Here is a 23,781-nt window from a genome sequence, read left to right on the forward strand (position 1 = left end):
GAACAAAACATGACAACGCCAACAAATGAAAGAGCCATAATTGCTATTCCAATGGGGGATCCCGCAGGTATCGGGCCGGAGATCACAATGAAATCTCTAGCGAAACAAGAAATCTATGATGTTTGTAAGCCGTTGGTGATCGGGGATACGGCAGTACTTGAAAAAGCAATCACGATCGTTGGGGCAGACTTAAAAATTAATGAGGTAAACTCACCAGCAGAAGGAACGTATGAATTAGGAACCGTTGATGTGATCAACTTAAACAACATCAATATGACACAGCTTCAATATGGTGAAGTTTCTGCTCAAGGCGGACAGGGAGCTTTTGAATATATCAAAAAAGCGGTAGAACTTGCAGCGGCTGGTGAAGTAAAAGCACTTGCTACAACTCCGATCAACAAAGAATCTTTAAAAGCCGCAAACGTTCCATACATCGGACATACTGAAATGCTTGAAGCACTCGCTGGTTCAAACGATCCGTTAACGATGTTTGAAGTCAGAGGCATGAGAATCTTCTTCTTAACTCGCCACTTATCATTAAAAGATGCGATCGCAGCGATGACAAAAGAACGTGTGCATGATTACTTGATCCGCTGTGACCGTGCACTCGCACGCCTAGGTGTTGAAAACAGAAGATGGGCTGTTGCTGGACTGAACCCCCATAGCGGAGAAGGCGGCCTGTTTGGCTGGGAAGAAGTAGAACAGATCAAACCGGGTATTGAAATGGCTGTTGCTGACGGCATCGATGTGGTAGGTCCTGTTCCAGCGGACTCCGTATTCTTCCAGGCATTAAACGGAAAATACGATGCGGTTCTTTCTCTTTACCATGACCAAGGTCATATCGCTGCAAAAATGACGGATTTCCATAGAACGATTTCCATCACGAACGGTTTGCCATTCTTAAGAACATCTGTAGACCATGGAACAGCATTTGATATCGCAGGAAAGAACATCGCAGAAAGCACAAGCATGGAAGAGTGTATCAAGCTCGCTGCTCAATATGCACCAAAATTTACAGCACACAGCCTGTAAGGAATGTTTATCTCATAATGTAAAGGGTGTAAAAGCCCTTTACTATTATGGCAATAAAATAAAAGCGCTTACAATGAGGGGGTTATTTGAATGGAAGTATCAGGAGCACAAATGGTAGCAGGTTTAGTCCTTGGCGTTATTGCACTTATTTTTCTTGTACTGAAAACAAAGATTCATGCATTTTTGGCTTTAATTATTGCGGCTTCCATCGCTGGTTTAGTAGGCGGAATGGAACCAGGAAAAGTAGCGGACACCATTTCAGCCGGATTCGGCAGTACGCTCGCATCCATAGGTATCGTTATCGGGCTTGGTGTAATGATCGGAAGGATTCTCGAGGTTTCGGGAGCAGCAGAAACATTAGCTTATTCATTGATCAAGTTTGTCGGTAAGAAAAAAGAAGAATGGGCCATGGCAATTGCAGGTTACATTGTGTCCATCCCCATTTTTGTAGATTCAGCGTTTGTTATTTTAAATCCGCTTGTAAAAGCACTTTCTAAGAAAACAGGGAAATCAGTTATCTCTCTTGGTGTTGCCTTAGCAGTGGGACTGGTGATCACGCACTCCTTAGTACCGCCAACTCCAGGTCCGCTGGGTGTAGCAGGAATCTTTGGCGTCGATATCGGTCTGATGATCGGACTGGGTCTTCTATTTGGTATACCGATCATGATTGCAGGTGTTCTTTATGCAAAATGGCTAGGCAATAAAATCTATCAGGTGCCTGATGATTCAGAACTAGGGTTTTCAAGACCAAACAAACAAGCCGCTTATCAAGAGTTTATTGAATTAGCAAGTGCGAGAGAAGAGGCTCTGCCATCTCTTGGCCGCTCACTCGTGCCGATCGTTCTGCCGATTCTATTAATCTTTTTAAATACAACGTTAACCGCACTGGAATTAACATCAGGTTTTTATGGAATCTTGATCTTCTTAGGTAAGCCGATTATCGCAGTCAGCATTGGGTTGGTTGCAGCAATCTACTTCCTTGCAGGGAACTTAAGCCGTTCTGAATCGCTTGACCGAATGGAAGAGGGGATTCAAACTGCGGGGATCATCCTTCTGGTAACAGGAGCAGGGGGAGCACTCGGAAATGTATTGCGTGAGAGCGGGGCAGGAGATTATATTGCCAAAAGTATTGCAGACCTCCCATTGCCAGCGGTTTTGATTCCGTTCTTTGTAGCAACAATCGTTCGTTTGGTCCAAGGTAGTGGTACTGTGGCAATGATTACTGCCGCATCCATCTCAGCGCCAATCCTTTCCCAGCTTGATGTAAACATGGCTTTAGCCGCACAAGCTGCAGCGATGGGATCGATGATCTTCTCCTACTTCAACGACAGCTTGTTCTGGGTCGTTAACCGTATGTTAGGCATCAGAGAAGTAAAAGAACAGATCATGGTTTGGTCCGTTCCGACGACCATCTGTTGGTTCGTAGGATTGATCTCTCTTCTAGTTGCGAATATGTTTTTTTAAACAGATGTTTAAAAAGATGCTCAGAACTTCTACTGAGCATCTTTTTATGTATTACATCAAGTTTTTATCCACTTTTACTCGTTCGGTGGAATTAGCAGTATGTATTGGAAGTGTAATCTTAATCGTTGTTCCAGCATTTAACTCACTATCAATTTCAATTGTGCCTTTATGGTTTTGGATAATCTTAAAACAAACCATGAGACCAAGTCCTGTACCGTTAAACTTTGTTGTGTAAAAGGGTTCTCCGAGTCTCTTCTTTTGTTCGTCTGACATACCGATTCCGTTATCTCTTATAGAAAGTACAATTCTGCCGTTATTTTGCACGGCGGACAATTGAATGGTCCCACCTGTTGGCAAGGCCTCCATCGCGTTTTTTATCATGTTGATAATCACTTGTGTAAGCTGATTCTTCTCCCCGTAGATTTTTGTAATGTTCTCTTTATTATCAAACGTGAACATTACGTTCCTAAGGTTAGCTTCGGGCTGCATCAGATCAATAACGTTCTGAATGCTATCCTCGATGTTGAACCAGCTAAAATAAACGGCATGTGGTTTTGCAAGGACCATCAATTCACTTACGATAAAGTTAATCCGGTTGATCTCTGTCAGGATAATTTCTTTATAAAAATCGTTTTTCTCAGGTTCTGACTCATCAATAAGCTGTACGAGTCCTCCGATGGACGTAAGCGGGTTCCTGATCTCATGAGCGATGCCGGCTGCTAAGTCACCGATTAAGGAGACTTTTTCTGACTTTAGCAGAATTTCTTCTGTTTTCTTTTTTTCCGTTACATCGTATTGAATGGAGATATGCTGATAAGCTACTCCCTCTGGATCTAAGAACGGAATAATGGTTGTATCTACCCAGTAAAGAGTACCGTCTTTCGCTCTATTACAGATCTCGCCGTTCCAAACTCTGCCGGCTTTTATTTCTTGTCTAATATTTTCAAGGTATTCTTCAGAATGGACGCCTGAGACGAAAATTTTACCATGATCTTGGCCGATTAATTCATTGCGATCGTATTTTGTTAAGCGGCAGAATTGGTCATTGACCTGGATGATACAATTATCTTTATCCGTTATGGAGAAGATTGTAGCTTCATAGAGTGCGGTTCGAATATTGTTTAATTCCGCTAATGATATGTCCAGGTTCCGGTTCGAATGCTGAAGGGCTCTTTTCGTATTATTCATAGAATTTGTATAGTGAGTAACAATGGAACGAGCTGCAAGATCGATGAGTAAGTTAATTTTGTTGCTTCCTCTAGCAATTAACTCAGCTGAAATAGGATTATGAAAGAGCTCCTCCTCTAAAAACTCGCAAATAGCCATTCGTGAACCAAAGATAAAATGAAGTGCATAATCAAGTGGGATTTCACAATCAGAAGAACGTTGTCCAAACTCGTCAGCCCAGCGTTTGATCTTCCCCTCAACGGCATGAGAATCATCAGAAAGAGCTTCCCCTAAGTAAGAGAAAAGGGTTTCCATCCAGCTGGCTACTTTGTTCAAGTAGGCTAAAAAGGTATCCTCTAAATTCTCGATAGGCGATATTCTGTCTACGAGCCGTATACTATTCATACTTATTTTTCTGCCAAGATCTTTATAACTTTCCATCCGAGTGCCTCCTCGAGCAGATTCCGATTGTATACTAGAAATCTTTCGACGTTTCGACAAATATCCCTTCTAATGGAGATTGGGGGAATGTTAAAAATTTGTCACCTGAAAGTCACTAGTATCTTATATAGATGAAAGGGAGATAATGTGGGATGAAATAATCTTAGGAGTTGTATAAGGATGATCTATATCTATAATGATTACGGTGGTACACATACAACTGTTTTGGCCGCTGCATTCCACCTGAAAAAGCTGCCTCGAAACGTTGAACTTTCAAAAGAACAGATTTTAAACACAGCTTATTTTAATAAATTAAAAGCGTCTGATATGGGGAAAATAATCTTTCATGGAGTGGATGATGAAGGGCATTCCGTATACACGGTAGGACGGGGTAACTCTAAATTTTTTGTACCAGGGCTGAAAAATCTGTTTGAAATACTAGAGAAGGGGATAGGAACAGGTGAAAGGATCATTTTTTCTAATACCTCTCCAACAGTCCCACTTTCAATGACGTTCGGTGGATTGTTTTCCAGAAGGTTAGGCATTGATTTTATCGGGGTCCCCCTTTTAGTGAAGGGAGCAAAACAAGCGTCCGCACAAATTGTTCATCTCGTCGAACAAACAAAGGAAATTGCCAAACAATCTGATCAGACGGTCGTTGTTTTGGAGAACAAAAAGGATTTCCTATATTCGTAGAACTAAACCTTAAAAAGACACTTATCGCAAAAGGTTGCTGTGTCTTTTTATGAATAGAAGGTTTTCACTACTTATTCGAATGAATTACTATAATTTAACAAAAAAGACAGCGAATCCCGCTGTCTTTTCTTAATTTTGTTCACTAGGTGTTTCTTCTTCCTTCTTTCTCTCTTTAATGAAGAAAGAAATGATGAGTCCTATTAACGATAGTACGGATACGACGATAAATGCCATATTCGCCCCATACATGTCAGGATAGGAGATTTCAGGGTTTTGTACGGCTGTTTCTGCTGTCGTTGTCATGACTGTGACTAAAATAGCTGTACCCACCGATGCGGCAATCATTTTCATCGTGTTATCCATGGCTGCTCCGTGAGGAATCAATCGTTTAGGGAGCCGGTTTAATCCCGCTGTTGCAACTGGCATCATGACCATGGCCAGGCCTAACATACGTACTCCATACATAACCGTAATGAAGGTGAATGATGTTGAAGGGCTTAACGATGCAAAAGCAAAAGATGATCCTGTGATAATCATTAAACCTGTAAACGCGAGCCATCTCGCACCAAACTTATCAAAAAGCCTTCCTGTTATCGGTGATAAGAGACCCGTGATCAGTGCACCAGGTAAAAGTGCGAGCCCTGCTTCAAAAGCTGTAAAATCTCTCATGTTCTGCATGAATAGCGGAATGATCGTTTCAGCTCCAATCAATCCCATAAAGGTGATCATCCCAATAATGACCGTGAGCGGAAAAATAGAGTTAGCGAACACACGGAATTCAAGCATAGGCTGGGTTAAACGCAGTTGTCTCGTAATGAAGAAGAGAAGGGAAATCACACCAACCGTGAGCCATAATAAGGTGGTTGCAGCCGTCCACCCCTGGTTGCCTGCACATGTAAATCCGTAGAGCAGACCGCCAAAACCAAATGAAGAAAGGATGATTGATAAAACATCTACCTTTGTTTTTGCTGTTTCTGTTACGTTTTTAAGTGCAAAGAACGCCACGATGATATCGATGATCGCAATCGGGAGGATAATGAAAAACAGCACTCTCCATGAATAGTGAGAGGTTACCCATCCAGACAAAGCCGGACCGATTGCCGGTGCAAATGAAATAACAAGTCCGACTAGCCCCATCGCCGATCCTCGCTTGTTCACAGGAAAAATCATAAGGAAGACCGTTTGCATAAGAGGCAGCATGACACCGGCTCCACTGGATTGAATGACCCTTCCCATGAGCAGCATCTCGAAATTTGGTGCAAGGCCAGCTACCAGTGTTCCAAGAACAAATACACTCATCGCCGAGATAAATAGCTGTCTTGTCGTAAACCGTTCTAATAAAAAGGCGCTGACGGGTATCATGATCCCGTTAACGAGCATAAAAACGGTCGTCAGCCACTGTGCACTGTTTGCTGTAATATTCATCTCTTCCATAATCGGAGGAATCGCTGTTATCATCAGCGTTTGGTTTAAAATTGCAATGAACGTTCCTGCCAAAAGCAGAGCAACGATCGTTGACTGTTTATAATTTTGTGTCGTTTCCATCCAGCATTCATTCCCGTCTTCCAAAATAATGATGTGTACAGCTTACACGAATTCTTGGCTGATTCACATTAATTTGCCTCTATCTAAACACATTTATTATGGTTAAATATATTGATCAAAATCCATGTGATCATTGTGTTGAATGACGAAAGGTCGATGTGTAACTAAAGTTTTTTTATAAAACAATGATCTAAATGGACAACTTTTAACGTATGTATTATAGTTACAACTTTTAAGGAATGGCTTAGATATGAGGTGCTGCAGCATGAATATCGTTCAACTCCTGAATCAATTAAGCGATCGTTTCTTCAAGCTAAGGGTATATGACCTGTCGGCACAGATGGCGTATTACTTTTTGATGTCCGTCTTTCCGTTTTTGTTGGTGATCTATTCTTTGCTGACCTACTTGCCGCTCCGTGAAGAAAATATTTTAGAGTTGATCCAGCCCTATGCCCCAGACAGCACATATGCTTTGATAGAGAAAACACTATCGTATACGGTTATGAGGCAAGAGGGAAACCTGTTGTCCTTTAGTTTAATCATAACTTTGTGGCTTTCTTCCATGGGGTTTCAATGCATGAAACGCATTTTAAATGATGCGTATGAAGTGAGAAATGAAGAGAATATGCTGAAGCAAATTGCAGAAAGTTTGCTGTTAACGATCGGATTTATGATCGCTGTTCTGTTTTCCGTGATTGTTCCTCTATTCGAAAAAGTGCTGAGTGTGTACTTGGAAGGAATTTTCTCTAATGTGGCGTTTCAAAAGTTATGGATTATCGTGCAGTGGGGAATAGGGACAGTGTTTCTGTTAGTCTTCTTCATTGTTCTGTATTCATTTGCGCCTAGCATTAAGTTAGGCTTTAGGAAGGTGCTTCCGGGTGCCTTTTTTGCTACGATCGGCTGGCAGCTCGTATCGATGGGCTTCGCTTCGTACGTGGGCGGCAACAACTACTCTGCTTTGTATGGACAGGTTTCTGGGCTAGTCGTGCTAATGCTGTGGTTCTACCTGTCTGCCATGATGATTATTATCGGTGGACTATTGAATACAGTGGTTTATCCTGAAAAATAGAATATATAAATGTTATTGGGCTGATCTTGATAAAAGATCAGCCTCTTTTTGAATTGGGGAGGAGTAGGATACGGTACGCATTTTTTAATTTATTATGCGTTCGCCCACTTTTACTTTGTTTACATCCAGTTCAAGCTGACTTTTATCCGTATTAGACAAATTCACGCCCAACATCTGGTCTTTTTCAAACAATCCGTTAACGCCCAACTGATCATCTTCAGGCAGAAAAATATATAAAAAAATGAAATAGAATCTACAAAACGTAGATTCTTTCTTTATTTAAGCTGAAAAACTAGCTTTCTTATAAAACACCATACTTTTCGTCCCGCACATCGGTAATAAACATGTGACCGGGTGCATGGGTGATCATAATTTCCGGTTTCACATGCATGGCGACCGCTTGAGGCGTTACACCGCATGCCCAAAACACAGGAACTTCGCCTTCATAGATCTGGACGGGGTCACCGAAATCAGGTTGATACAAATCATTGATTCCGATAGCCTCAGGGTTTCCTATATGGACAGGAGCACCGTGAACAGAAGGGAAGCGGCTTGTAACCTGAACAGCCCGAACCACGTCTTTTTCTGGAATAGGACGCATACTCACGACCATCGGACCTTCAAAACGTCCAGCCTTTACACAATCAATGTTTGTTTTAAACATCGGAACGTTGCATTCACGCTCGATATGACGAACGGGAATACCGTTATTCATTAACGCATGCTCAAACGTAAAGGAGCAGCCGAGCAAAAAACCGACCATGTTTTCATCCCAAAGCTCAGTTATATCTTGTCTTTCTTCGACAAGTTCGCCACTGCGATAAACACGATACTTCGGAATATCTACACGCAAATCGGCGTCAGGCGCGACAAGGGCAGGAACCGCAGAACCAGGCTCCGTTACATCAAGTACTGGGCAGGGCTTCGGATTCCGCTGGCAAAACGATAGGAACTCAAAAGCCAACTCTTTAGGCAAGACGACTAAGTTTCCCTGCGTGTACCCGTTCGCAAGTCCGCTCGTTGGTTTCGTCCAATCTCCTCGTCTTATTAAATCACGAGCATCGGCGGCACTTATTCTATCTAGTGTGTTCATCATCATTTACCCCCTATATAGCTTTGCTTAAGTCTGAATTTTTTAAGCGAATAATTTAGGAATCCCAGTATATAACGAATAAACACTCATGATCGCCATGATCATCACAATAATCACACCAAAAATGGTCATCCAAACGGGATGTTTATAATCCCCGACAATATTTGGTTTGTACGCGGCAATGAGCATTACACCTAATGAAATCGGTAAAATAAGACCATTTAAAGAACCAACCAAGATTAAGATTTTAACAGGCTGTCCAATCAAAGCGAACACAAGCGTAGAGACCGCAATAAACCCAATAATGATCCACTTATGATATTTTTCTAAGGTAGAATTGAACGTACGGATGAACGAAACTGACGTGTAAGCTGCACCGACAACAGAAGTGATGGCAGCGGCCCACATCACAACACCGAACATTTTGTATCCGATGTTCCCGGCAGCAAGTTTAAAAACAGATGCTGGCGGATTTTCTGGATCTAATGTTAACCCTTGTGCGACGATTCCAAGCGCAGCCAAGAACAGGAAGATACGCATGATTGATGCAATCCCGATCGCAGAAACTGAACTTCTTGTTACTTCACTTATACTTTCTTTTCCTTTGATACCAGCATCAAGCAAACGGTGGGCACCGGCGAACGTGATGTAACCACCGACTGTTCCGCCAACCAGCGTTACAATGGCAAGAACATCAATCGTATCCGGCACAAATGTTTTTACAACAGCTTCTCCAACTGGTGGCTGAGCTGTGAACATCACATAAACCGTCAGCGCGATCATAACGAAGCCGGCGACCTGCGTAAAACGGTCCATTGCTTTTCCTGCTTCACGCACAACGAAAACCAATATTGCGATAACTCCGCTTAGGATAGCTCCCATTTTTGGCGAGACACCGAACAAGACGTTTAATCCAAGACCTGCTCCGGCAACGTTTCCGATGTTAAAAGCAAGCCCGCCCATCACGATCAAAATCGCCAGGAAGAAACCTAATCCAGGCAGAACGTCGTTTGCAATATCCTGCGCTCTTTTCTCAGAAACCGCGATAATCCGCCACACGTTCATCTGCGCACCGATATCAATGATAATGGAAGTTAAAATAATAAAACCAAAGCTTGCTGCGAGAATGGACGTGAAATGCGTCGTTTGTGTTAAAAATCCAGGTCCGATGGCTGATGTAGCCATCAAAAACGCAGCACCCAATAGAATACTTGCTTTTGATTCTTTCTTCATTATTTACCTCCTCGATTACTTGCGTATTTTTAGTGAGATTCCTTGTTTCAGCTGATGAATTTTCTTTTCTCGGTCTAAGTAGAGCTGTTGAGCGACTTTGTGTGATACCTCGACAAATTGTACTGTATCTCCAGGCTTAAGCTGAGCCATGATAGAAAGGTCAACTGTCGCAATCTGCCCGATCTTCGGGTAGCCGCCTGTTGTTTGACGGTCGGCAAGCAGAACGATCGGGTTTCCTTCAGATGGTACTTGAATGGTTCCGAAACTCACGGCTTCCGACAGCATTTCTTGCTCCTCTTCAAGCGAAAGTTCAGGCCCTTTTAATCGGTACCCCATCCGGTCAGACTGTGAGGTTACTTCAAAAGGTTCTGTAAACAGCTTCATCTGGCTGTCCGTCGTGAACCAGTCATATTGTCTGCCTTTCATGACACGAACGTCAGGCTTGGAAGCAGAAGAAACCGTAAATTCAGATGAAATCGTCCACTGCATTTCAGCAAACTTTTTATCCTCGATCTGATCAGCCAAGATTTTTGAGATATTAGCAGAAAGTTCGCTTGGCGTTCCGATCTCTAACTCATCCTCATTCTGCAGCGCTTTTCCGTTAAAACCACCGATTCCTGCCCGTATGTAAGTCGACTTGCTGTTCATCACCTCTGGCACTTCAAATCCGCCAGCAACCGCTAGATAAGCTCTGCAGCCGGTTTTACAGCCGCCGAACCTCAGCCTGCTGCCTGCTTTCACCCATACAGAACGCCACAATTTAACGGACTTTCCGTCAATAGTAGGAGACAGGTTGCCGCCGCATATAGAGATCAATGTATCTTCAGAAAACTCCATGTCCGGTCCTAAAAGCGTAAGCTCTAACGTGGCTTCCTTTTCATCGTTGCCAACCAAAAGATTTGCTACCCGGTGCGCTACAGGGTCCATAACGCCACTGGTGATGACACCAAATTTCTGATAGCCGTAACGGCCCAGATCTTGAACACTCGTTAGGAGGCCGGGCTTAGCAATCGTAATCATTTCTCGTCCTCCTTCATTTTTAAAAACTCTTCCTGTGAGATCGGTACAAATTTAATCTGATCTCCTGCTTGTAAAAGGCTTGGTGTGTCACCATCAGGCAGAAAAAGCTTTCGTGGTGTTCTGCCGATCAGCTGCCAGCCGCCTGGTGTTTCAATCGGATACACGCCCGTCTGTTTTCCTGCAATGCCAACAGACCCTGCAGGTATCTTTAAGCGTGGATTCTTTCGGCGTGGAGCTGCTATTTTTTCACTCATCCCGCCGATATAGGGAAACCCTGGAGCAAACCCGATCATATACACGATGTACTCACCATTCGAGTGGATATCGATCACTTCTTCAGGGATAATTCCGTTATGTTCAGCAACTTCCTCTAGATCTGGTCCAAACTCTCCGCCATAGCAAACTGGAATCTCCACAATACGTGGTTCTCCATCTTGGTCAACGCTTAATCCTTCTAAAAGCCTTGTCAATTCTTCGCATACTGTTTCGTATGGAAGAGTTGTAGTCTCGATTTTCAAAGGGTCGTAGAATACAGCGACTGTCGTGAAACCCGGTACAGTCTCAATAATCCAGTCAAGTGAACACTCTTCAAAGAAGGAGGAGACTTTTTTGACTTTTTGCTGGATCTCACGGCTGATATCGTCGCCGAGTTCAATGATTATACTGTTGTCGCCTAAAGGCTCAAGTGTAAATTTCATTGTCTGTCTAATCTCCTTTTTTTATGTAAAATTAATCAGAATATTTGTACATTTATAAAGTTCTAGTATAAAGGAAAACACCTTAAAATCAAATCTAATCAAATCTACATACATAGATTCCCGATAGTAATCATTTCTAGTCTCCAAAATTAGCGCAGGGTGGCTAAACTTTAAACAAACGTTTAAAATAGTTGAGAGAATACACATCTAGGGAGTTGTTGAAAAGTGTATAAAGAGCCGATTTTTTTAAAACCTGTGTTTAAAGACCGAATCTGGGGTGGAACAAAGCTTCGTGAAGAGTTCGGCTACGATATCCCGACTGAAACAACCGGTGAGTGCTGGGGAATCTCCGCTCATTCTCATGGGCCGAGCGAAGTCATAAATGGTCCTTTAAAAGGGAAGACGCTTGATCAAGTGTGGGACAAGCATCGCGAATTGTTCGCTGATCAAGAGGGTGAAGACTTTCCGCTTTTAGTAAAAATTTTAGATGCCAAGACAGACCTGTCAGTGCAAGTGCATCCTGATGATTCATATGCACGTGAAGTAGAAGGAGAAGCTTTCGGGAAAACGGAATGCTGGTACGTGATCAACTGTGAGCCAGGGGCAGAACTTGTTTATGGCCATCATGCAAATTCCAAGCTTCAGTTTGAACAGATGGTTGCCGAAAACCGCTGGGATGAACTTCTTCGTAAAGTATCGATCAAGCCAGGAGATTTCGTTTATGTGCCAAACGGAACGATACATGCGATTGGTGCGGGCACGATGATCCTTGAGACGCAGCAAAGCTCTGATGTTACGTATCGTGTGTATGATTACGATCGCCGTGATGATGCTGGGAACCCAAGGGAGCTTCATATCGAAAAGTCTATTGAAGTTGCCATGATTCCACATGTAGATGCTGACTTCGAGCCTGTCTTGTCAGGGAATGAGGATCTAAGAATGAAAAAGCTGGTGAGAGAGAATTATTTTACCGTTTACCACTGGAATCTAGCAGGATCTGTATCCAAAATAGAGAACCCTGCTTATCTATTAGTGAGTGTGCTGGATGGTGAAGGAGAGTTGAAGGTGGAAGGGGAAACGTCGTCTTCGTTTAAAAAAGGCGACCATTTTATCTTACCTTCTACGATTAAAAACTTTGCTATGAACGGTAATGCACGATTTATAGTGTCACATCCGACTATATAATGTATAAAAACACCTGATCATGAATCTGATCGGTGTTTTTTTGTTCCACTATAATTTCGTGTTAATTCTTCACAATTTCTAAAAATTTCATATGAGAACCTATGGTAATTTATACATAAGGGGTGTTGTTATGAAAAATAAACCAATTTATGTAGAAATACCTATTAAGTCCAGTGTAGATGATGTTTGGGAAAAATCCCAAAACCCTAAACTTCATGAGCAATGGGATCTTCGTTTTACATCTATTACATATTTGCCAAAAAAATCGGAGGACGAACCTCAATCTTTCTCATATGAAACAAAGATCGGACTTGGGCTAAAGGTAGCTGGCTGGGGAAAAAGCATTGGTACGCATAATAAAGAGGATGGCTCTAAAACCTCTTCTCTTCACTTCGGCACTCCTCAAAAGATCTCACCGATATCAGAAGGAAAGGGATATTGGCGATACATACCGACAGAAAAAGGAACAACTTTTCTTACGCAATATGATTACGATGTTCGTTATGGCATTCTTGGAAGAATAGTAGATTTCTTTTTCCGCCCGTTGATGGGATGGGCAACTGCCCTTAGTTTTGATGTTCTGAAACGCTGGATTGAAGAAGGGGAGCTGCCAAGAACGCAGTTCATCCGCTTTTTTAGCCATGCACTGATTACCTTTCTCTTCTTCTTTATTTGGTTTTATCAAGGGCTTGTACCCAAGCTCATTGCGAAACACCCTGAAGAGGTTGCTATGTTATCCTCTCTCAGTTCCTTACAGGGAGATACGGCTGTAAAGGCTGTGGGAATTGTGGGGATACTTGAGGTCCTATTCGGACTCGTTTGGCTTCTATATCGCAGCAAAAGACATCTCCATGCTTTGCAAATTATTGTTTTTCCGGGCTTAACGCTAAGTGCTCTACTTGCTGATCCTACGATCTCAGCACATCCCTTTAATCCTGTGACCTTTAATATCAGTCTTTGGATACTATCCGTTCTAGGGTTTGTTTTAGCTAAGGATGTGCCAACAGCCACAAGCTGCAAACGTTCAAGAAAAGAGTGATTCATAGTGACAATCTACCAAACTCTCTTAGGTGATGATTTCCGAAGACTTCATCCTAAACTGCAAAAAAGGTATAGACTTCCGAAAGGTGAACCATTCTATGCGGCAGGCACGATGTTAAACATTCAGACAGGTGCAAGGTGGCTGAAGCCGTTCATGAAACTTGCTGCACGCTGGCAGTTTCTTTTCCCTGAAAGTGGAAGGAATGTCCCGTTTACCATTAAAAATACGTGTCGGTCTTTGCCTTCAGGAGAAGAGGAAGTTTATTGGGAACGCACTTTTTATTTTGAGAAAGTGACCAGGCATTTTAATGCGTTCATGTCGATTGATGTTAAGAATAGAGTAGTAAAGGACTATTTAGGAGAACCTAGTTTGTTCTATTCTGATTTGCATTTTGCAGTTACCCCTGAAGGGCGTCTTGTTATTCGGTCAGGCTCTCAACGTCTAGTGATAGGTAAGCTTGAGATTCCAATTCCAAACGTTTTAAGGGGAATAGTTGAGGTAGAGGAAGGATATGATGAAGCCCGAGAAGTATTTACAATTCGTGTTCATATCCGAAATCGGATTGTGGGGAGGCTGATGACCTATGAAGGCGAATTTAAAGAACAGTCTGCTTAATCCAATAACTGCAGCAGGAATCTTTCTCTTTATTATAACCAGCATATTTACAACAAAAGAACCTTTTTATTTAATGCTGACTGCCGCCCAGCTGATTTTTGTACCGCTAATGCTTCAGCTCATCATTCAAATAAATAGGAAGCATGTCGTTTTTACTTGGTTTGCAATGACTTCAGTCTTTTTATTACATATTTTATCCTCGACCGCCGCCATGCAGATCGGATTGGCACTTATATATTTGATTTTCACATTTTTTATAGCATTCTATGGAGCTTTGCGATTTTTCAAACGCGGCTTCACGAACTGGCCAGAAATTTCAATAGATGTTGGAATGGTGTATCTATTTATAGGAGGACTTTGGTTCTTTGCTTTTATCGCTGGAATTGACACAGGATTCAGTCCGCTTATTACTTGGTTGACGGCGATCCACTTTCATTATTCGGCTTTTTTACTTCCAATTTCACTTGGTTTTTTCGGACGTCTGCATCAATCTAAAATGTATAATATTAGTATTCCTATCATTCTATCAGGACCGATGCTTGTGGCCATAGGCATTACATTTTGGCCGTTGTTAGAAGTCATATCCGTGCTCTTGTACATCTTTGCCATCTATACGTTGATCGTATTATCTTTTCAAACTCGTTTTGCATCAAGGGCACAAGCAGTATGTGTTCGTCTCTCCTACAGTGCGCTTGGTGTTTCAATCCTTTTTTCACTGCTTTATGCAGCCAACCGTGCGTTTGGAAAATGGGGTGTAAGTATAGATTTTATGCTCACTTTTCATGGTTTTCTTAACTGTGTTCTTTTTGGATTCGCAGGGGTAATGGGCTGGGTACTGGCTCCACCAGAATCAAAGCACGCTGCATGGAGTTTTCCTGTGAGCCGTATTCGAGGGAAACTAAAAGGGGAGGGAGAACCTGTACCTGGTCTGGTTGTTGATCTCAGTGGTTATGTGGAGATAAAAGGATTATCACCTTCGATTGTTCATTTTTACGAGCATACCAATCAATATCAACTAGTTGCTTCTGTAAAATGGGCGGCGTGGTTTAAACCATTTGCTTTGTGCTATAAATTATTGAGTAACCGAATGCAGCAATTGAACTTGCCCTTTTCACCCAAGTCTGTTGAGATGACCGGAGAAATCCTTGCAGTAGACCCTTTGCTCGATGGAAGGCAAAATCCACGCGTATGGATTCGAAAGACAGGAAAGAATTACGTATTTAAAGCCATTTATTCTCAGCATGAAACAGCAGGAAGAACATATATGAATATTGCACTCCCGCTTCCTTTCTCGACGATGATCGGAATTCTGCAACTGGACGAAAGCGATGGGACTCTTATTCTATCAAGTGAGGGAACAGGAGATCCGGGAGTGTATCTAGCAGCAGGAAAATATCTTTTTAAGCTGCCCTTAACCGAGTATTTTACGATTAAAGCAGCAAGGGATGAATCTTTAACAGCTCTTCACAACATGCGAATCTTTGGAGTGACTTTTTTGCGAATAGATTACAAGATTGATCGGAAATAGAAAGCTTCATCTGCTTCTTAATGTTATGTAAGACAATTTAATTTAGAAAAGGAAGTGAACTGAGTGAGATTAGGTGCGATCGAAGCAGGGGGCACAAAATTTATTTGCGGGATAGGCAACGAACACGGAGAAGTCATTGAAAGAATCTCCATTCAAACAACAACCCCCGATGAGACGATGGGACAAGTTATTGATTTTTTTAAGAATAAAGAGGTTGATGCAATAGGTGTTGGATCGTTCGGCCCTGTTGATCTTGACGTCTCGAGTTCAACTTATGGATTTATTACAAGTACGCCTAAAAAGTATTGGAACCAATTTGATTTATTGGGTGAACTGAAGAAGCATTTTGATGTTCCGATTGGCTTTGATACGGATGTGAACGCAGCGGCTCTAGGTGAATCAGTTTGGGGTGCGGCAAAAGGACTAGACAGCTGCCTGTACATGACTGTTGGTACAGGTATTGGAGTAGGAGCGGTTGCTGAAGGCAAGCTGATTCACGGGATGCTTCATCCAGAGATGGGTCACATCTTAGTGCGCCGGCATGAAAAAGATGCTTATCAAGGAAGCTGTCCATTTCATGGGGATTGTCTAGAAGGTATGGCAGCAGGCCCTGCAATTGAAGCTCGTTGGGGTAGGAAGGGTGTGGATCTTGCGGCCAATTCTGGCGTTTGGGAGCTGGAGGCTTATTATCTCGCACAAGCCCTGGTGAACTACATTCTTGTGCTTTCTCCCCAGAAGATCATTATCGGTGGTGGCGTGATGAAGCAAGAACAGCTTTTCCCGCTTGTTCGGAAACATACGGTTAAGCTGTTGAACGGCTACATTCAGCACGAAAATATATTGAAAAATATCGATCATTATATCGTTCCACCCGGTTTAGGTGACAATGCTGGATTATGCGGTGCGTTGGCGCTGGCAAAAGGGTGCTAATTTCATATAAAAGGTGAGCTGACTCCGGATAAGAGTCAGCTTTTTTTGTTTGTGGGTGGAAACTGAATGTGAGTGGGCGAAAATAAGCGTAGGGTGGGTGAAACTTTGTCGAATGCTGGCAAAAGTATGCCTCAGCTGGACGAATACACCTCAACCCTGGGCGAACGCGTAATAGATATAAGAACACGTACCGTAGTATAATTACCGCAATTCATTCAGGTGATAAATGTTTTGAAGTCCTTGTTTAGAGATTGGAAGATTACTAGTATTCAACAGGTGTTTTGCTACATATCGTGATGGAATCTGAAGAAAATCACAACATTCGCGGTTGGTAATGACGGGGTTGAAGAGGGTGGCGTACTCTTTTAACGCTTCCAGATGTGCATTTTTACAAGCATGTCCACATTGCAGGCAGAACCATGCTTTTGCCAAACCATTGGTAGCACCAAGCACTTTGGACAAGCTACACCTTTTAGTAGGTCGTTTTCAGTCATAGAAAATTGTTTAAACAAATCTGGTGTTTTTGTACTATGCTGTTTCAATAAATGCCTGCTTAACTTTTTGATCTCTTTTTTAGAAATCTTCTCCTCTTTATAAGTGTTTTGATATTTATGGAATCTGGGTAACAAGTTTGAACTGTGTGTCACTAACTTAGAAATATCGTTTATTTCAGAGATTGTATCAATGCGGGTATGAGGATTACTGATGATGACGAGCGATTCTATGGGGATGGAGGGAAGCTGGAGTTGTTTCAACCATTCTTTTAAAAGGAAGGTTTGCCGATAGAGCTGAGATATAGGATCTGAAAAAGTCTCTTCCATGCCTTTGTAAATGCGGATTAACTGGTGAAATTCTTGATCGAATAGTAATCTTCCAGACATGTTTTTCACTTCAATAATGAGAAAAAAGAAAGTTGTTAAGATGAGGATGTCGATTTGAAAGTGGCTAGATCCGTAGGGGATGCGCAGGTCGTGGAAGATAAATGTATCATCTTTAGGGAGTAGGTCTAGATGGAAGTCCATGGATTTCTCACCCTGATACCCTGCTAAACTTCGCGCCATTTCACTCTCCATTTCTTTTCTGAAAAGAAAATCAGGTGAAGAACGCTTCAACATGATTCGTAATTGCTTGATTTTAATAGATTCGGTTGCTTCTTTTACTATCATTGCATCACTCCTTCATATGTTTATCAATATTTTCTACAAATTTTGAGGTTTTCCTGCTTGTTTTAGTAGGAGGATAGGGAATTATGAGGTTTGCTGATTGCGTTTGGGCGTAAATGAATGAAAAGTGGGCGAAAGTAAGCGTAAGGGTGGGCGAAACTTTGTCGAATACGGGCAAAAGTATACCACAGCTGGGCGAAAACACCTCAATCCTGGGCGAACGCGTAACAAATATAAGAACACGTACCGTAAAATCCAAAAAGACCCTCCAACATTAACCACTCCCTAAATTGGAGGTTAACTCCACTTTTTATAATTTTTTTGAAGAATTTATTCATATTCCCAATAAATTATGGTACTATTCAAAATAGATAGAAAATTTATGTTGTATGTGAGAGGAGGAAGGAGTTGATCTCTTATAAAAATATAAACGCTTTAGAAAGTGCTAAGTTAAAACGCAGGATGAAGGTAAAGCTGTATTTTTATGAAGTCCAACAGAGCACTCAGGTAGATGTATTGTTTGTCCAAGATGGTGAAGATTACGAAGAACTGGGCAAAATTCGAGAAAGTATGAAGCACCATGTAAATAATCAAACAATATCTGAAAACTTGCTACTTGTCCTTGTCCATCCTGGTGATTCTTATCAGCGGTGGAACTTCTATCATCCGAATGGAAAAGAACATATTCAGTATAAGGAATTCTTTTCACAAGAACTTTTCACATACGTAGAAAACTGGCTCTCCAATAAAAAGCTTCACATCAGAAAGCTCGGGACCATTGGTGATTCACTAGGTGCAGTGATCAGCACGTACCTTGTTGCTGAAGTTCAAAAGCCATGGACTCACTTGCTGCTACAATCAGCAGCTTACGAAAAGCACATGGAAACATTGCTGGAAATATCAATCTTTCCTTCTAACCTTCAAATCTATCAAGTAGTCGGTAAAAAAGAAGTTGCGTTTAACTCTCCGATCACAGGTAACACACTATACATACTTAATGAGAATCGCACGTTTCATCAGCGGTTTAAACAGCTCGGAATCCGTGTTGCCTACCATGAAGAAGAGGAAGACCATCTTTGGGATTTTTGGAGAAGAGACCTGCCGAGGGCTTTATCATTTTTTTTAAACAATTAAAAAAGGGGTGTATGGAAGTTGAAAAAGGTTTTATCGTGGATCATGATTGCGGCTCTTATGTTGATGGCTGCGTGTAACAGCTCCAGTGAAACGGCTGGAGACGGAAAAGACGAGAAAGTAACAATTGAATTCTGGACCATGCAGTTATCACCAACTTTTGATGATTATATTAACAGTACGATCAAAGATTTCGAAAAAGAAAATCCTAACATTAAAGTGAAATGGGTAGACGTGCCTTGGGCAGATATGGAGAAGAAGATCCTTGCAGCTGTTTCATCCAAAACCGCACCAGATGTAGCAAACTTGAATCCACAGTTTGCTTCTAAGCTGGCTGAACTCGATGCACTCGTAGATATGGATGAGATGGTAGATGAAAAGACACGCAGTGAGTACTTTGAAGGTGTTTGGAAGTCCAACACGTTTGATGGAAAGACGTTCGGTATTCCGTGGTACCTATCATCACAAGTAACGATGTACAACACAAAAATCTTTGAAGAAGCAGGACTTGATCCGAATAAAGCGCCACAAACATTTGATGAGTTAGCTGAAGTGGCTAAGCAAGTGAAGGAGAAGACAGGAAAGTATGCGTTCTTCCCGCCATTGGACGGAAGCCATTTGCTGGAGTCTATGGTAATGATGGGTGTTGACCTAACGAACGAAGACATGACAAAAGCAGCTTTTAACAATGAGAAAGGCCTTGAAGCGTTCAATTTCTATGTAGATCTTTATAAAAATGGCTACATCCCGCGTGAAGTTTTAACAGAAGGTCACGGAAAAGCAATTGACATGTATCAAGCAGGTCAGCTTGCAATCTTAGCATCTGGTCCACAATTCTTGAATCAGGTAAAAGAAAATGCCCCTGACATTTTAAAAGTAACAAAATCATCCGCTCAAATTACGGGCAGCACTGGAAAGTTGAACACAGCTGCTATGAACTTAGTTGTTCCGAAACAAAGCAAGCATCAAGAGGCAGCAGTGGAGTTCTCGTTATTTATTACGAATGCTGAGAATCAAGTTAAGTTCGATAAGATTGTTCCAATTTTACCTTCAATAGAATCTGCATTAGAAGACCCTTACTTTAAGGAGCTTCCTGCAAACCCAACACCGATTGATGAAGCGAGAATGGTTTCTGCCAGTCAATTAAAAGATAGTGAAGTACTTATTCCGCCGATGAAGGGTTATGAAGATTTAAAGAACGCGATGAACGAAGCTGTACAATCTGCGATGCTTGAGAAACAATCTTCGAAAGACGCACTAGCTGAAGCGGAAAAACGCTGGAACGAAACGTTATCCAAATAAACAGATGAATAGAAAGTGAGGGGAACCTTCCCCTTCTTTCTTTTTACAAATCCAAAGATGGTGATAAAGTTGGCGATAAAAAACATATTTAACTCGATACATAAAGGGTTAGTTGTTTCGTGTCAGGCGTTAGAAGGCGAGCCGCTGAATGGCAGTGCCGTTATGGGGAAGATGGCGAGAGCTGCAGAAATGGGGGGTGCAGCTGCCATTCGTGCAAATGGTGTCCAAGATATTCTTTGCATAAAAAGTACAGTCCATTTACCGATAATCGGTCTTATTAAACAAGAGTACGATGGTTCCGATGTATACATCACACCAACAAAAAGAGAAGTAGATCTCCTGCTGGAGGCAGACGCAGATATGATTGCACTTGATGCAACAAGGCGCCAACGGCCCAACAATGAACAGCTGAAAGACCTTATTAACCAAATAAAAAAAGGTGGAGCTTTAGTCATGGCAGACATTTCCACTCTTCAAGAAGGATTGCTCGCTCAAAATCTAGGAGCAGATTGCGTTTCTACCACTCTTTCAGGTTATACTTCCTATTCCAGGCAGCTGAAAGAGCCGGATTTTACACTCATCCGAGAACTGAAAGAAGTTCTTTCCATACCTGTTATAGCAGAGGGAAGGATCTCGACTCCTAAAGAAGCGAAGCAGGCATTAGAAGCTGGGGCTTATTCTGTTGTAGTAGGTTCTGCGATTACTAGACCTCAAGATATTACGAAGCGTTTTGTTCAATTTATTGAGAAGGATGTTGAAAAACATGCAAGTTATACAGAATCAAAAACAAGCTAACAAACCAATTAAAACCTATATTAATAGCTGCTATCCGTCATTAACGAAGTCTGAACAAAAAGTCGCAGACCTTGTCTTAGAAAAGATGGAGAATGTAATGTATTATTCCGTGACAGATCTAGCAGATATGGTAGGTGTAGGAGAGACTACTGTTCTTCGTTTCTGCAGAAAGATTGGATACAAAGCGTATCAGGAATTTAAGCTAGCTATTGCAAAAGATCAATCTAATGCACAAGGAGAACAACAGGAAAATGACGATGAAAACGGAAAACATGAAACCTTTATTTCAGCTATAGCAGCAAACAGTATTTCAGCTATACAAGAAACAGCAAGCATGCTGGATGAAGCAGCTCTCGAAAAAGCGATTGAATGGATTGAAAAAGCAAGGTCTGTTCACTTTTTTGGGGTAGGAACTTCTGGATTAACAGCTTTGGACGCTAAAAACCGCTTTCTGCGGATTGGAAGACGAACGGATGCTGTAATAGATTCACATATTCAAGCGATGACTGCCTCAACTTTAACAAATGAGGATGTTGTCATTGGGCTCACGGTATCGGGAAGCACAAAGGATACGATCGATTCGCTTAAGATTGCTCGTGAAAACGGGGCACATATTATTTCGATTACGTATTATGCACGTTCACCGATCACGAAGATTAGCGATATTGTTCTATTAAGTGGGGGAAAGGAATCTCCTATGGAAGGCGGCTCGCTTGCAGCAAAGATCGGTCAGTTGTTCGTGATCGACCTTCTGTGTACAGGCCTTGCGCTCAGGACGAAAGATTTCTCTTTATCAATGAAAGAACGTACTGCGCGTTCCGTTTTGGATAAAATCTATTAAAATGTGGTGACTGAGAATGTACGTTATGGGGATTGATATTGGAGGAACGTCTATAAAAGGTGCTGTTTATAACGAGCATAAACGTGTTTCTTCAATAAAGAATAGAACCACAGAAGTAGCTCATGGAAAAGAAGGAATCTTAAAGGGACTTTTAGAGGTCATAGAAGAGCTCATGCATGATTTTCCGGAAACAGCTTCCATTGGCATCGGAACCGCCGGGCGCGTGAACACCGATTCCGGAGAGATCGTTTATAGTACACCCAATCTGCCCGGGTGGCAAGGAACGAATGTCCCAAAGGAAATTCAACAAATAGTTCCGCTGCCTGTCATGGTTGACAACGACGCTAATACTGCGCTGATAGGAGAAATATGGGCACAGCAAAAATCCTATCATTCTGCTGTTTTGTTAACGCTTGGAACAGGTGTAGGTGGAGCAGCTTTTCTGAACGGGAAGTTGGTTCGTGGCCACCAGTGGAATGGTGGAGAATTTGGGCATAGTATCTTCATTCCGGATGGCCGCCCCTGTAATTGCGGGATGAATGGATGCTTAGAACAGTATATCTCAGGGAGTGCTTTAACACGTGAAGCTCAAGAGAGTGGGTTCACCATCACACATGGAAGAGAAATTTTTCAAATTGCAGAAACGAACTCAAGTGCATCTAAAATCGTTCAGCAATATGTAAAACATGTAGCCCTTGCTCTCTATAACATCCAAACGACCCTTGACCCTGAAGTCATTATTATTGGCGGCGGTGTTATTGATTCTAAAACTCATTGGTGGCAGCTATTGCTGGAGCGAATAGAGGGATTTCCTATATCCATTTATGTTCAGCCTGCCGTATTAGGAAACGAAGCAGGAATGGCGGGTGCGGCTAAGCTTTGTTTAGAAGAAAAGCACCAGAAAGGAGTGACAACATGAAACGAAAACCACTAACCCCTTATCTGTTTCTCGTACCCGCTTGTATCATTCTTGGAGCATTTATCTTTTATCCTCTGCTCCAAGCGGTTTGGATGAGTTTTACTGACTATAATATGATTTCAGATCCAGCTTTTGTTGGATTTGAAAACTATAAAGAAATCGTGGAGGATGATCTGTTTTGGAAGACATTGGGTCAAACCTTCCTATACTTGATCGTTGTGGTGCCGACACTTGTTATATTACCTATCTTCTTAGCTATTCTAGTTAATCAAAAAATTAAAGGCATCGGCTTTTTCCGGTCAGCTTATTATGTTCCTGTTGTCACATCCATGGTTGTTGTCGGGATCACTTGGAAATGGGTGTATGCAGATCAAGGAATATTAAACTACTTGTTAGAGTCTGTTGGCATCATTGACGGACCTGTTCATTGGCTCACCTCACCAACCAGTTCCATCTTTGCTGTAATGGCTGTCACAGTATGGAAAGGCCTGGGTTATTATATGGTGATCTATTTGGCTGGGCTTCAAGCCATTCCTTCTGACCTGTTTGAGGCGGCAGACATTGACGGAGCAAACAAGTGGAAACAGATCTTTCATATTACGATTCCTATGCTGATGCCGTCTATTATAATCGTGACCATTATGTCCTCTATATCTGCTATGAAAGTATTTGAAGAGATCTATGTAATGACAGGCGGGGGACCACTTAACAGTTCAAAGACCCTTGTGTTTTATATCTATCAAGAAGCATTTGAGAAATTAAGAATGGGATACGCGAGTGCAGTTGGGGTCATTCTCCTCTTGATCACACTTGTTCTGTCCATCATAAATCTGAAAGTTATGAGCAAAAAGGAAACTGCGCTTTAAAGGGGG

The 23,781-nt window shown here is 42.0% G+C and carries 22 protein-coding genes; 15 read left to right on the plus strand and 7 right to left on the minus strand.

Annotated elements, in window-relative coordinates:
• The first annotated feature begins 9 nt into the window (after positions 1-9).
• Both pdxA and IEV52_RS02430 read left to right on the plus strand, forming a co-directional pair.
• The gene (gene pdxA / locus IEV52_RS02425; RefSeq protein WP_188400934.1) at positions 10-1,032 is read left to right on the plus strand and encodes a 4-hydroxythreonine-4-phosphate dehydrogenase PdxA; all 1,023 of its coding nucleotides are present in this window, start codon (positions 10-12) and stop codon (positions 1,030-1,032) included.
• 90 nt (positions 1,033-1,122) lie between these two features.
• Positions 1,123-2,496: a GntP family permease gene (locus tag IEV52_RS02430; RefSeq protein WP_188400935.1), complete on the plus strand. Its 1,374-nt coding sequence runs from the start codon at positions 1,123-1,125 to the stop codon at positions 2,494-2,496.
• 51 nt (positions 2,497-2,547) lie between these two features.
• On the opposite strand, the gene IEV52_RS02435 is transcribed toward IEV52_RS02430, so the two are convergent.
• Complete coding sequence (locus IEV52_RS02435; protein ID WP_188400936.1) at positions 2,548-4,104, minus strand: ATP-binding protein; 1,557 nt, start codon at positions 4,102-4,104, stop codon at positions 2,548-2,550.
• Between the two features lie 180 nt (positions 4,105-4,284).
• Here IEV52_RS02435 and IEV52_RS02440 point away from each other — a divergent pair, with 180 nt between their 5' ends.
• Positions 4,285-4,800 carry a DUF3189 family protein gene (locus IEV52_RS02440; protein ID WP_188400937.1) on the plus strand — a complete coding sequence of 172 codons (516 nt, stop codon included), beginning with the start codon at positions 4,285-4,287 and terminating at the stop codon, positions 4,798-4,800.
• Positions 4,801-4,929: 129 nt separating this feature from the next.
• Here the strand turns inward: IEV52_RS02440 and IEV52_RS02445 are convergent, their stop codons facing one another.
• On the minus strand, positions 4,930-6,345 hold the full coding sequence (locus tag IEV52_RS02445) for a DHA2 family efflux MFS transporter permease subunit (protein WP_188400938.1): 1,416 nt from the start codon (positions 6,343-6,345) through the stop codon (positions 4,930-4,932).
• A 265-nt stretch (positions 6,346-6,610) separates the two neighbouring features.
• Between IEV52_RS02445 and IEV52_RS02450 the strand changes: the two genes are divergently transcribed.
• On the plus strand, positions 6,611-7,414 hold the full coding sequence (locus IEV52_RS02450) for a YihY/virulence factor BrkB family protein (protein ID WP_188400939.1): 804 nt from the start codon (positions 6,611-6,613) through the stop codon (positions 7,412-7,414).
• 301 nt (positions 7,415-7,715) lie between these two features.
• Here IEV52_RS02450 and IEV52_RS02455 read toward each other — a convergent pair whose 3' ends face one another.
• From IEV52_RS02455 to pxpB, 4 genes are read right to left on the minus strand one after another with little or no spacing between them, the layout of a single operon-like run.
• Entirely contained in the window at positions 7,716-8,507 is a 792-nt protein-coding gene (locus IEV52_RS02455) for a putative hydro-lyase (RefSeq protein ID WP_188400940.1), read from the minus strand.
• 42 nt (positions 8,508-8,549) lie between these two features.
• The gene (locus IEV52_RS02460) at positions 8,550-9,740 is read right to left on the minus strand and encodes an NRAMP family divalent metal transporter (RefSeq protein WP_188400941.1); all 1,191 of its coding nucleotides are present in this window, start codon (positions 9,738-9,740) and stop codon (positions 8,550-8,552) included.
• 15 nt (positions 9,741-9,755) lie between these two features.
• Positions 9,756-10,760, minus strand: coding sequence for a 5-oxoprolinase subunit C family protein (locus IEV52_RS02465; protein WP_188400942.1), 1,005 nt, complete (start codon positions 10,758-10,760; stop codon positions 9,756-9,758).
• Positions 10,757-11,458: a 5-oxoprolinase subunit PxpB gene (gene pxpB, locus IEV52_RS02470; protein WP_188400943.1), complete on the minus strand. Its 702-nt coding sequence runs from the start codon at positions 11,456-11,458 to the stop codon at positions 10,757-10,759. The genes IEV52_RS02465 and pxpB overlap by 4 nt, the downstream gene beginning before the upstream one ends.
• Before the next feature lie 225 nt (positions 11,459-11,683).
• Here pxpB and manA point away from each other — a divergent pair, with 225 nt between their 5' ends.
• The 5 genes from manA (at position 11,684) to IEV52_RS02495 (ending at position 16,758) form a co-directional block, all read left to right on the plus strand.
• Positions 11,684-12,643 (plus strand): mannose-6-phosphate isomerase, class I, encoded by a 960-nt coding sequence (gene manA, locus IEV52_RS02475; protein WP_188400944.1) that lies wholly within the window; start codon positions 11,684-11,686, stop codon positions 12,641-12,643.
• Positions 12,644-12,773: 130 nt separating this feature from the next.
• Complete coding sequence (locus tag IEV52_RS02480) at positions 12,774-13,682, plus strand: DoxX-like family protein (protein WP_188400945.1); 909 nt, start codon at positions 12,774-12,776, stop codon at positions 13,680-13,682.
• 6 nt (positions 13,683-13,688) lie between these two features.
• Positions 13,689-14,300, plus strand: coding sequence for a DUF4166 domain-containing protein (locus IEV52_RS02485; RefSeq protein ID WP_188400946.1), 612 nt, complete (start codon positions 13,689-13,691; stop codon positions 14,298-14,300).
• Positions 14,269-15,828 (plus strand): YndJ family protein, encoded by a 1,560-nt coding sequence (locus tag IEV52_RS02490; protein ID WP_188400947.1) that lies wholly within the window; start codon positions 14,269-14,271, stop codon positions 15,826-15,828. The genes IEV52_RS02485 and IEV52_RS02490 overlap by 32 nt, the downstream gene beginning before the upstream one ends.
• A 63-nt stretch (positions 15,829-15,891) precedes the next feature.
• A complete protein-coding gene (locus IEV52_RS02495; protein ID WP_188400948.1) occupies positions 15,892-16,758 on the plus strand; it encodes an ROK family protein in 867 nt (288 codons plus the stop codon).
• A gap of 365 nt (positions 16,759-17,123) precedes the next feature.
• On the opposite strand, the gene IEV52_RS02500 is transcribed toward IEV52_RS02495, so the two are convergent.
• A complete protein-coding gene (locus IEV52_RS02500; RefSeq protein ID WP_188400949.1) occupies positions 17,124-17,924 on the minus strand; it encodes a nuclease-related domain-containing protein in 801 nt (266 codons plus the stop codon).
• A gap of 405 nt (positions 17,925-18,329) precedes the next feature.
• On the opposite strand from IEV52_RS02500, the gene IEV52_RS02505 reads away from it, so the two are divergent.
• From IEV52_RS02505 to IEV52_RS02530, 6 genes are read left to right on the plus strand one after another with little or no spacing between them, the layout of a single operon-like run.
• A complete protein-coding gene (locus IEV52_RS02505) occupies positions 18,330-19,055 on the plus strand; it encodes an alpha/beta hydrolase (RefSeq protein WP_188400950.1) in 726 nt (241 codons plus the stop codon).
• Positions 19,056-19,073: 18 nt separating this feature from the next.
• Positions 19,074-20,354: an ABC transporter substrate-binding protein gene (locus tag IEV52_RS02510; protein ID WP_229754164.1), complete on the plus strand. Its 1,281-nt coding sequence runs from the start codon at positions 19,074-19,076 to the stop codon at positions 20,352-20,354.
• A gap of 57 nt (positions 20,355-20,411) precedes the next feature.
• Positions 20,412-21,149, plus strand: coding sequence for an N-acetylmannosamine-6-phosphate 2-epimerase (locus IEV52_RS02515; protein ID WP_188400951.1), 738 nt, complete (start codon positions 20,412-20,414; stop codon positions 21,147-21,149).
• Positions 21,118-21,990: a MurR/RpiR family transcriptional regulator gene (locus IEV52_RS02520; protein ID WP_188400952.1), complete on the plus strand. Its 873-nt coding sequence runs from the start codon at positions 21,118-21,120 to the stop codon at positions 21,988-21,990. The genes IEV52_RS02515 and IEV52_RS02520 overlap by 32 nt, the downstream gene beginning before the upstream one ends.
• 25 nt (positions 21,991-22,015) lie before the next feature.
• A complete protein-coding gene (locus IEV52_RS02525) occupies positions 22,016-22,909 on the plus strand; it encodes an ROK family protein (RefSeq protein WP_188400953.1) in 894 nt (297 codons plus the stop codon).
• A complete protein-coding gene (locus IEV52_RS02530; protein WP_188400954.1) occupies positions 22,906-23,775 on the plus strand; it encodes a carbohydrate ABC transporter permease in 870 nt (289 codons plus the stop codon). Before IEV52_RS02525 ends, IEV52_RS02530 begins: the two co-directional genes overlap by 4 nt.
• Positions 23,776-23,781: the final 6 nt, after the last annotated feature.

Origin of the sequence: Fictibacillus barbaricus, assembly GCF_014635025.1 — a bacterium.
In the GTDB taxonomy this organism is placed as follows: Bacteria; Bacillota; Bacilli; order Bacillales; family Fictibacillaceae; genus Fictibacillus; species Fictibacillus barbaricus.

Bases quoted from the DNA above. Each gene is read 5' to 3' on its own strand.
- IEV52_RS02450 (WP_188400939.1), top strand. From the start codon at position 6,611: ATGAATATCGTTCAACTCCTGAATCAATTAAGCGATCGTTTCTTCAAG.
- IEV52_RS02430 (WP_188400935.1), top strand. From the start codon at position 1,123: ATGGAAGTATCAGGAGCACAAATGGTAGCAGGTTTAGTCCTTGGCGTT.
- IEV52_RS02460 (WP_188400941.1), bottom strand. From the start codon at position 9,740: ATGAAGAAAGAATCAAAAGCAAGTATTCTATTGGGTGCTGCGTTTTTG.
- IEV52_RS02480 (WP_188400945.1), top strand. From the start codon at position 12,774: ATGAAAAATAAACCAATTTATGTAGAAATACCTATTAAGTCCAGTGTA.
- IEV52_RS02500 (WP_188400949.1), bottom strand. From the start codon at position 17,924: ATGATAGTAAAAGAAGCAACCGAATCTATTAAAATCAAGCAATTACGA.
- IEV52_RS02465 (WP_188400942.1), bottom strand. From the start codon at position 10,760: ATGATTACGATTGCTAAGCCCGGCCTCCTAACGAGTGTTCAAGATCTG.
- IEV52_RS02520 (WP_188400952.1), top strand. From the start codon at position 21,118: ATGCAAGTTATACAGAATCAAAAACAAGCTAACAAACCAATTAAAACC.
- IEV52_RS02440 (WP_188400937.1), top strand. From the start codon at position 4,285: ATGATCTATATCTATAATGATTACGGTGGTACACATACAACTGTTTTG.
- pxpB (WP_188400943.1), bottom strand. From the start codon at position 11,458: ATGAAATTTACACTTGAGCCTTTAGGCGACAACAGTATAATCATTGAA.
- IEV52_RS02455 (WP_188400940.1), bottom strand. From the start codon at position 8,507: ATGAACACACTAGATAGAATAAGTGCCGCCGATGCTCGTGATTTAATA.
- pdxA (WP_188400934.1), top strand. From the start codon at position 10: ATGACAACGCCAACAAATGAAAGAGCCATAATTGCTATTCCAATGGGG.
- IEV52_RS02530 (WP_188400954.1), top strand. From the start codon at position 22,906: ATGAAACGAAAACCACTAACCCCTTATCTGTTTCTCGTACCCGCTTGT.
- IEV52_RS02490 (WP_188400947.1), top strand. From the start codon at position 14,269: ATGAAGGCGAATTTAAAGAACAGTCTGCTTAATCCAATAACTGCAGCA.
- IEV52_RS02435 (WP_188400936.1), bottom strand. From the start codon at position 4,104: ATGGAAAGTTATAAAGATCTTGGCAGAAAAATAAGTATGAATAGTATA.
- IEV52_RS02445 (WP_188400938.1), bottom strand. From the start codon at position 6,345: ATGGAAACGACACAAAATTATAAACAGTCAACGATCGTTGCTCTGCTT.
- IEV52_RS02515 (WP_188400951.1), top strand. From the start codon at position 20,412: ATGGTGATAAAGTTGGCGATAAAAAACATATTTAACTCGATACATAAA.
- IEV52_RS02525 (WP_188400953.1), top strand. From the start codon at position 22,016: ATGGGGATTGATATTGGAGGAACGTCTATAAAAGGTGCTGTTTATAAC.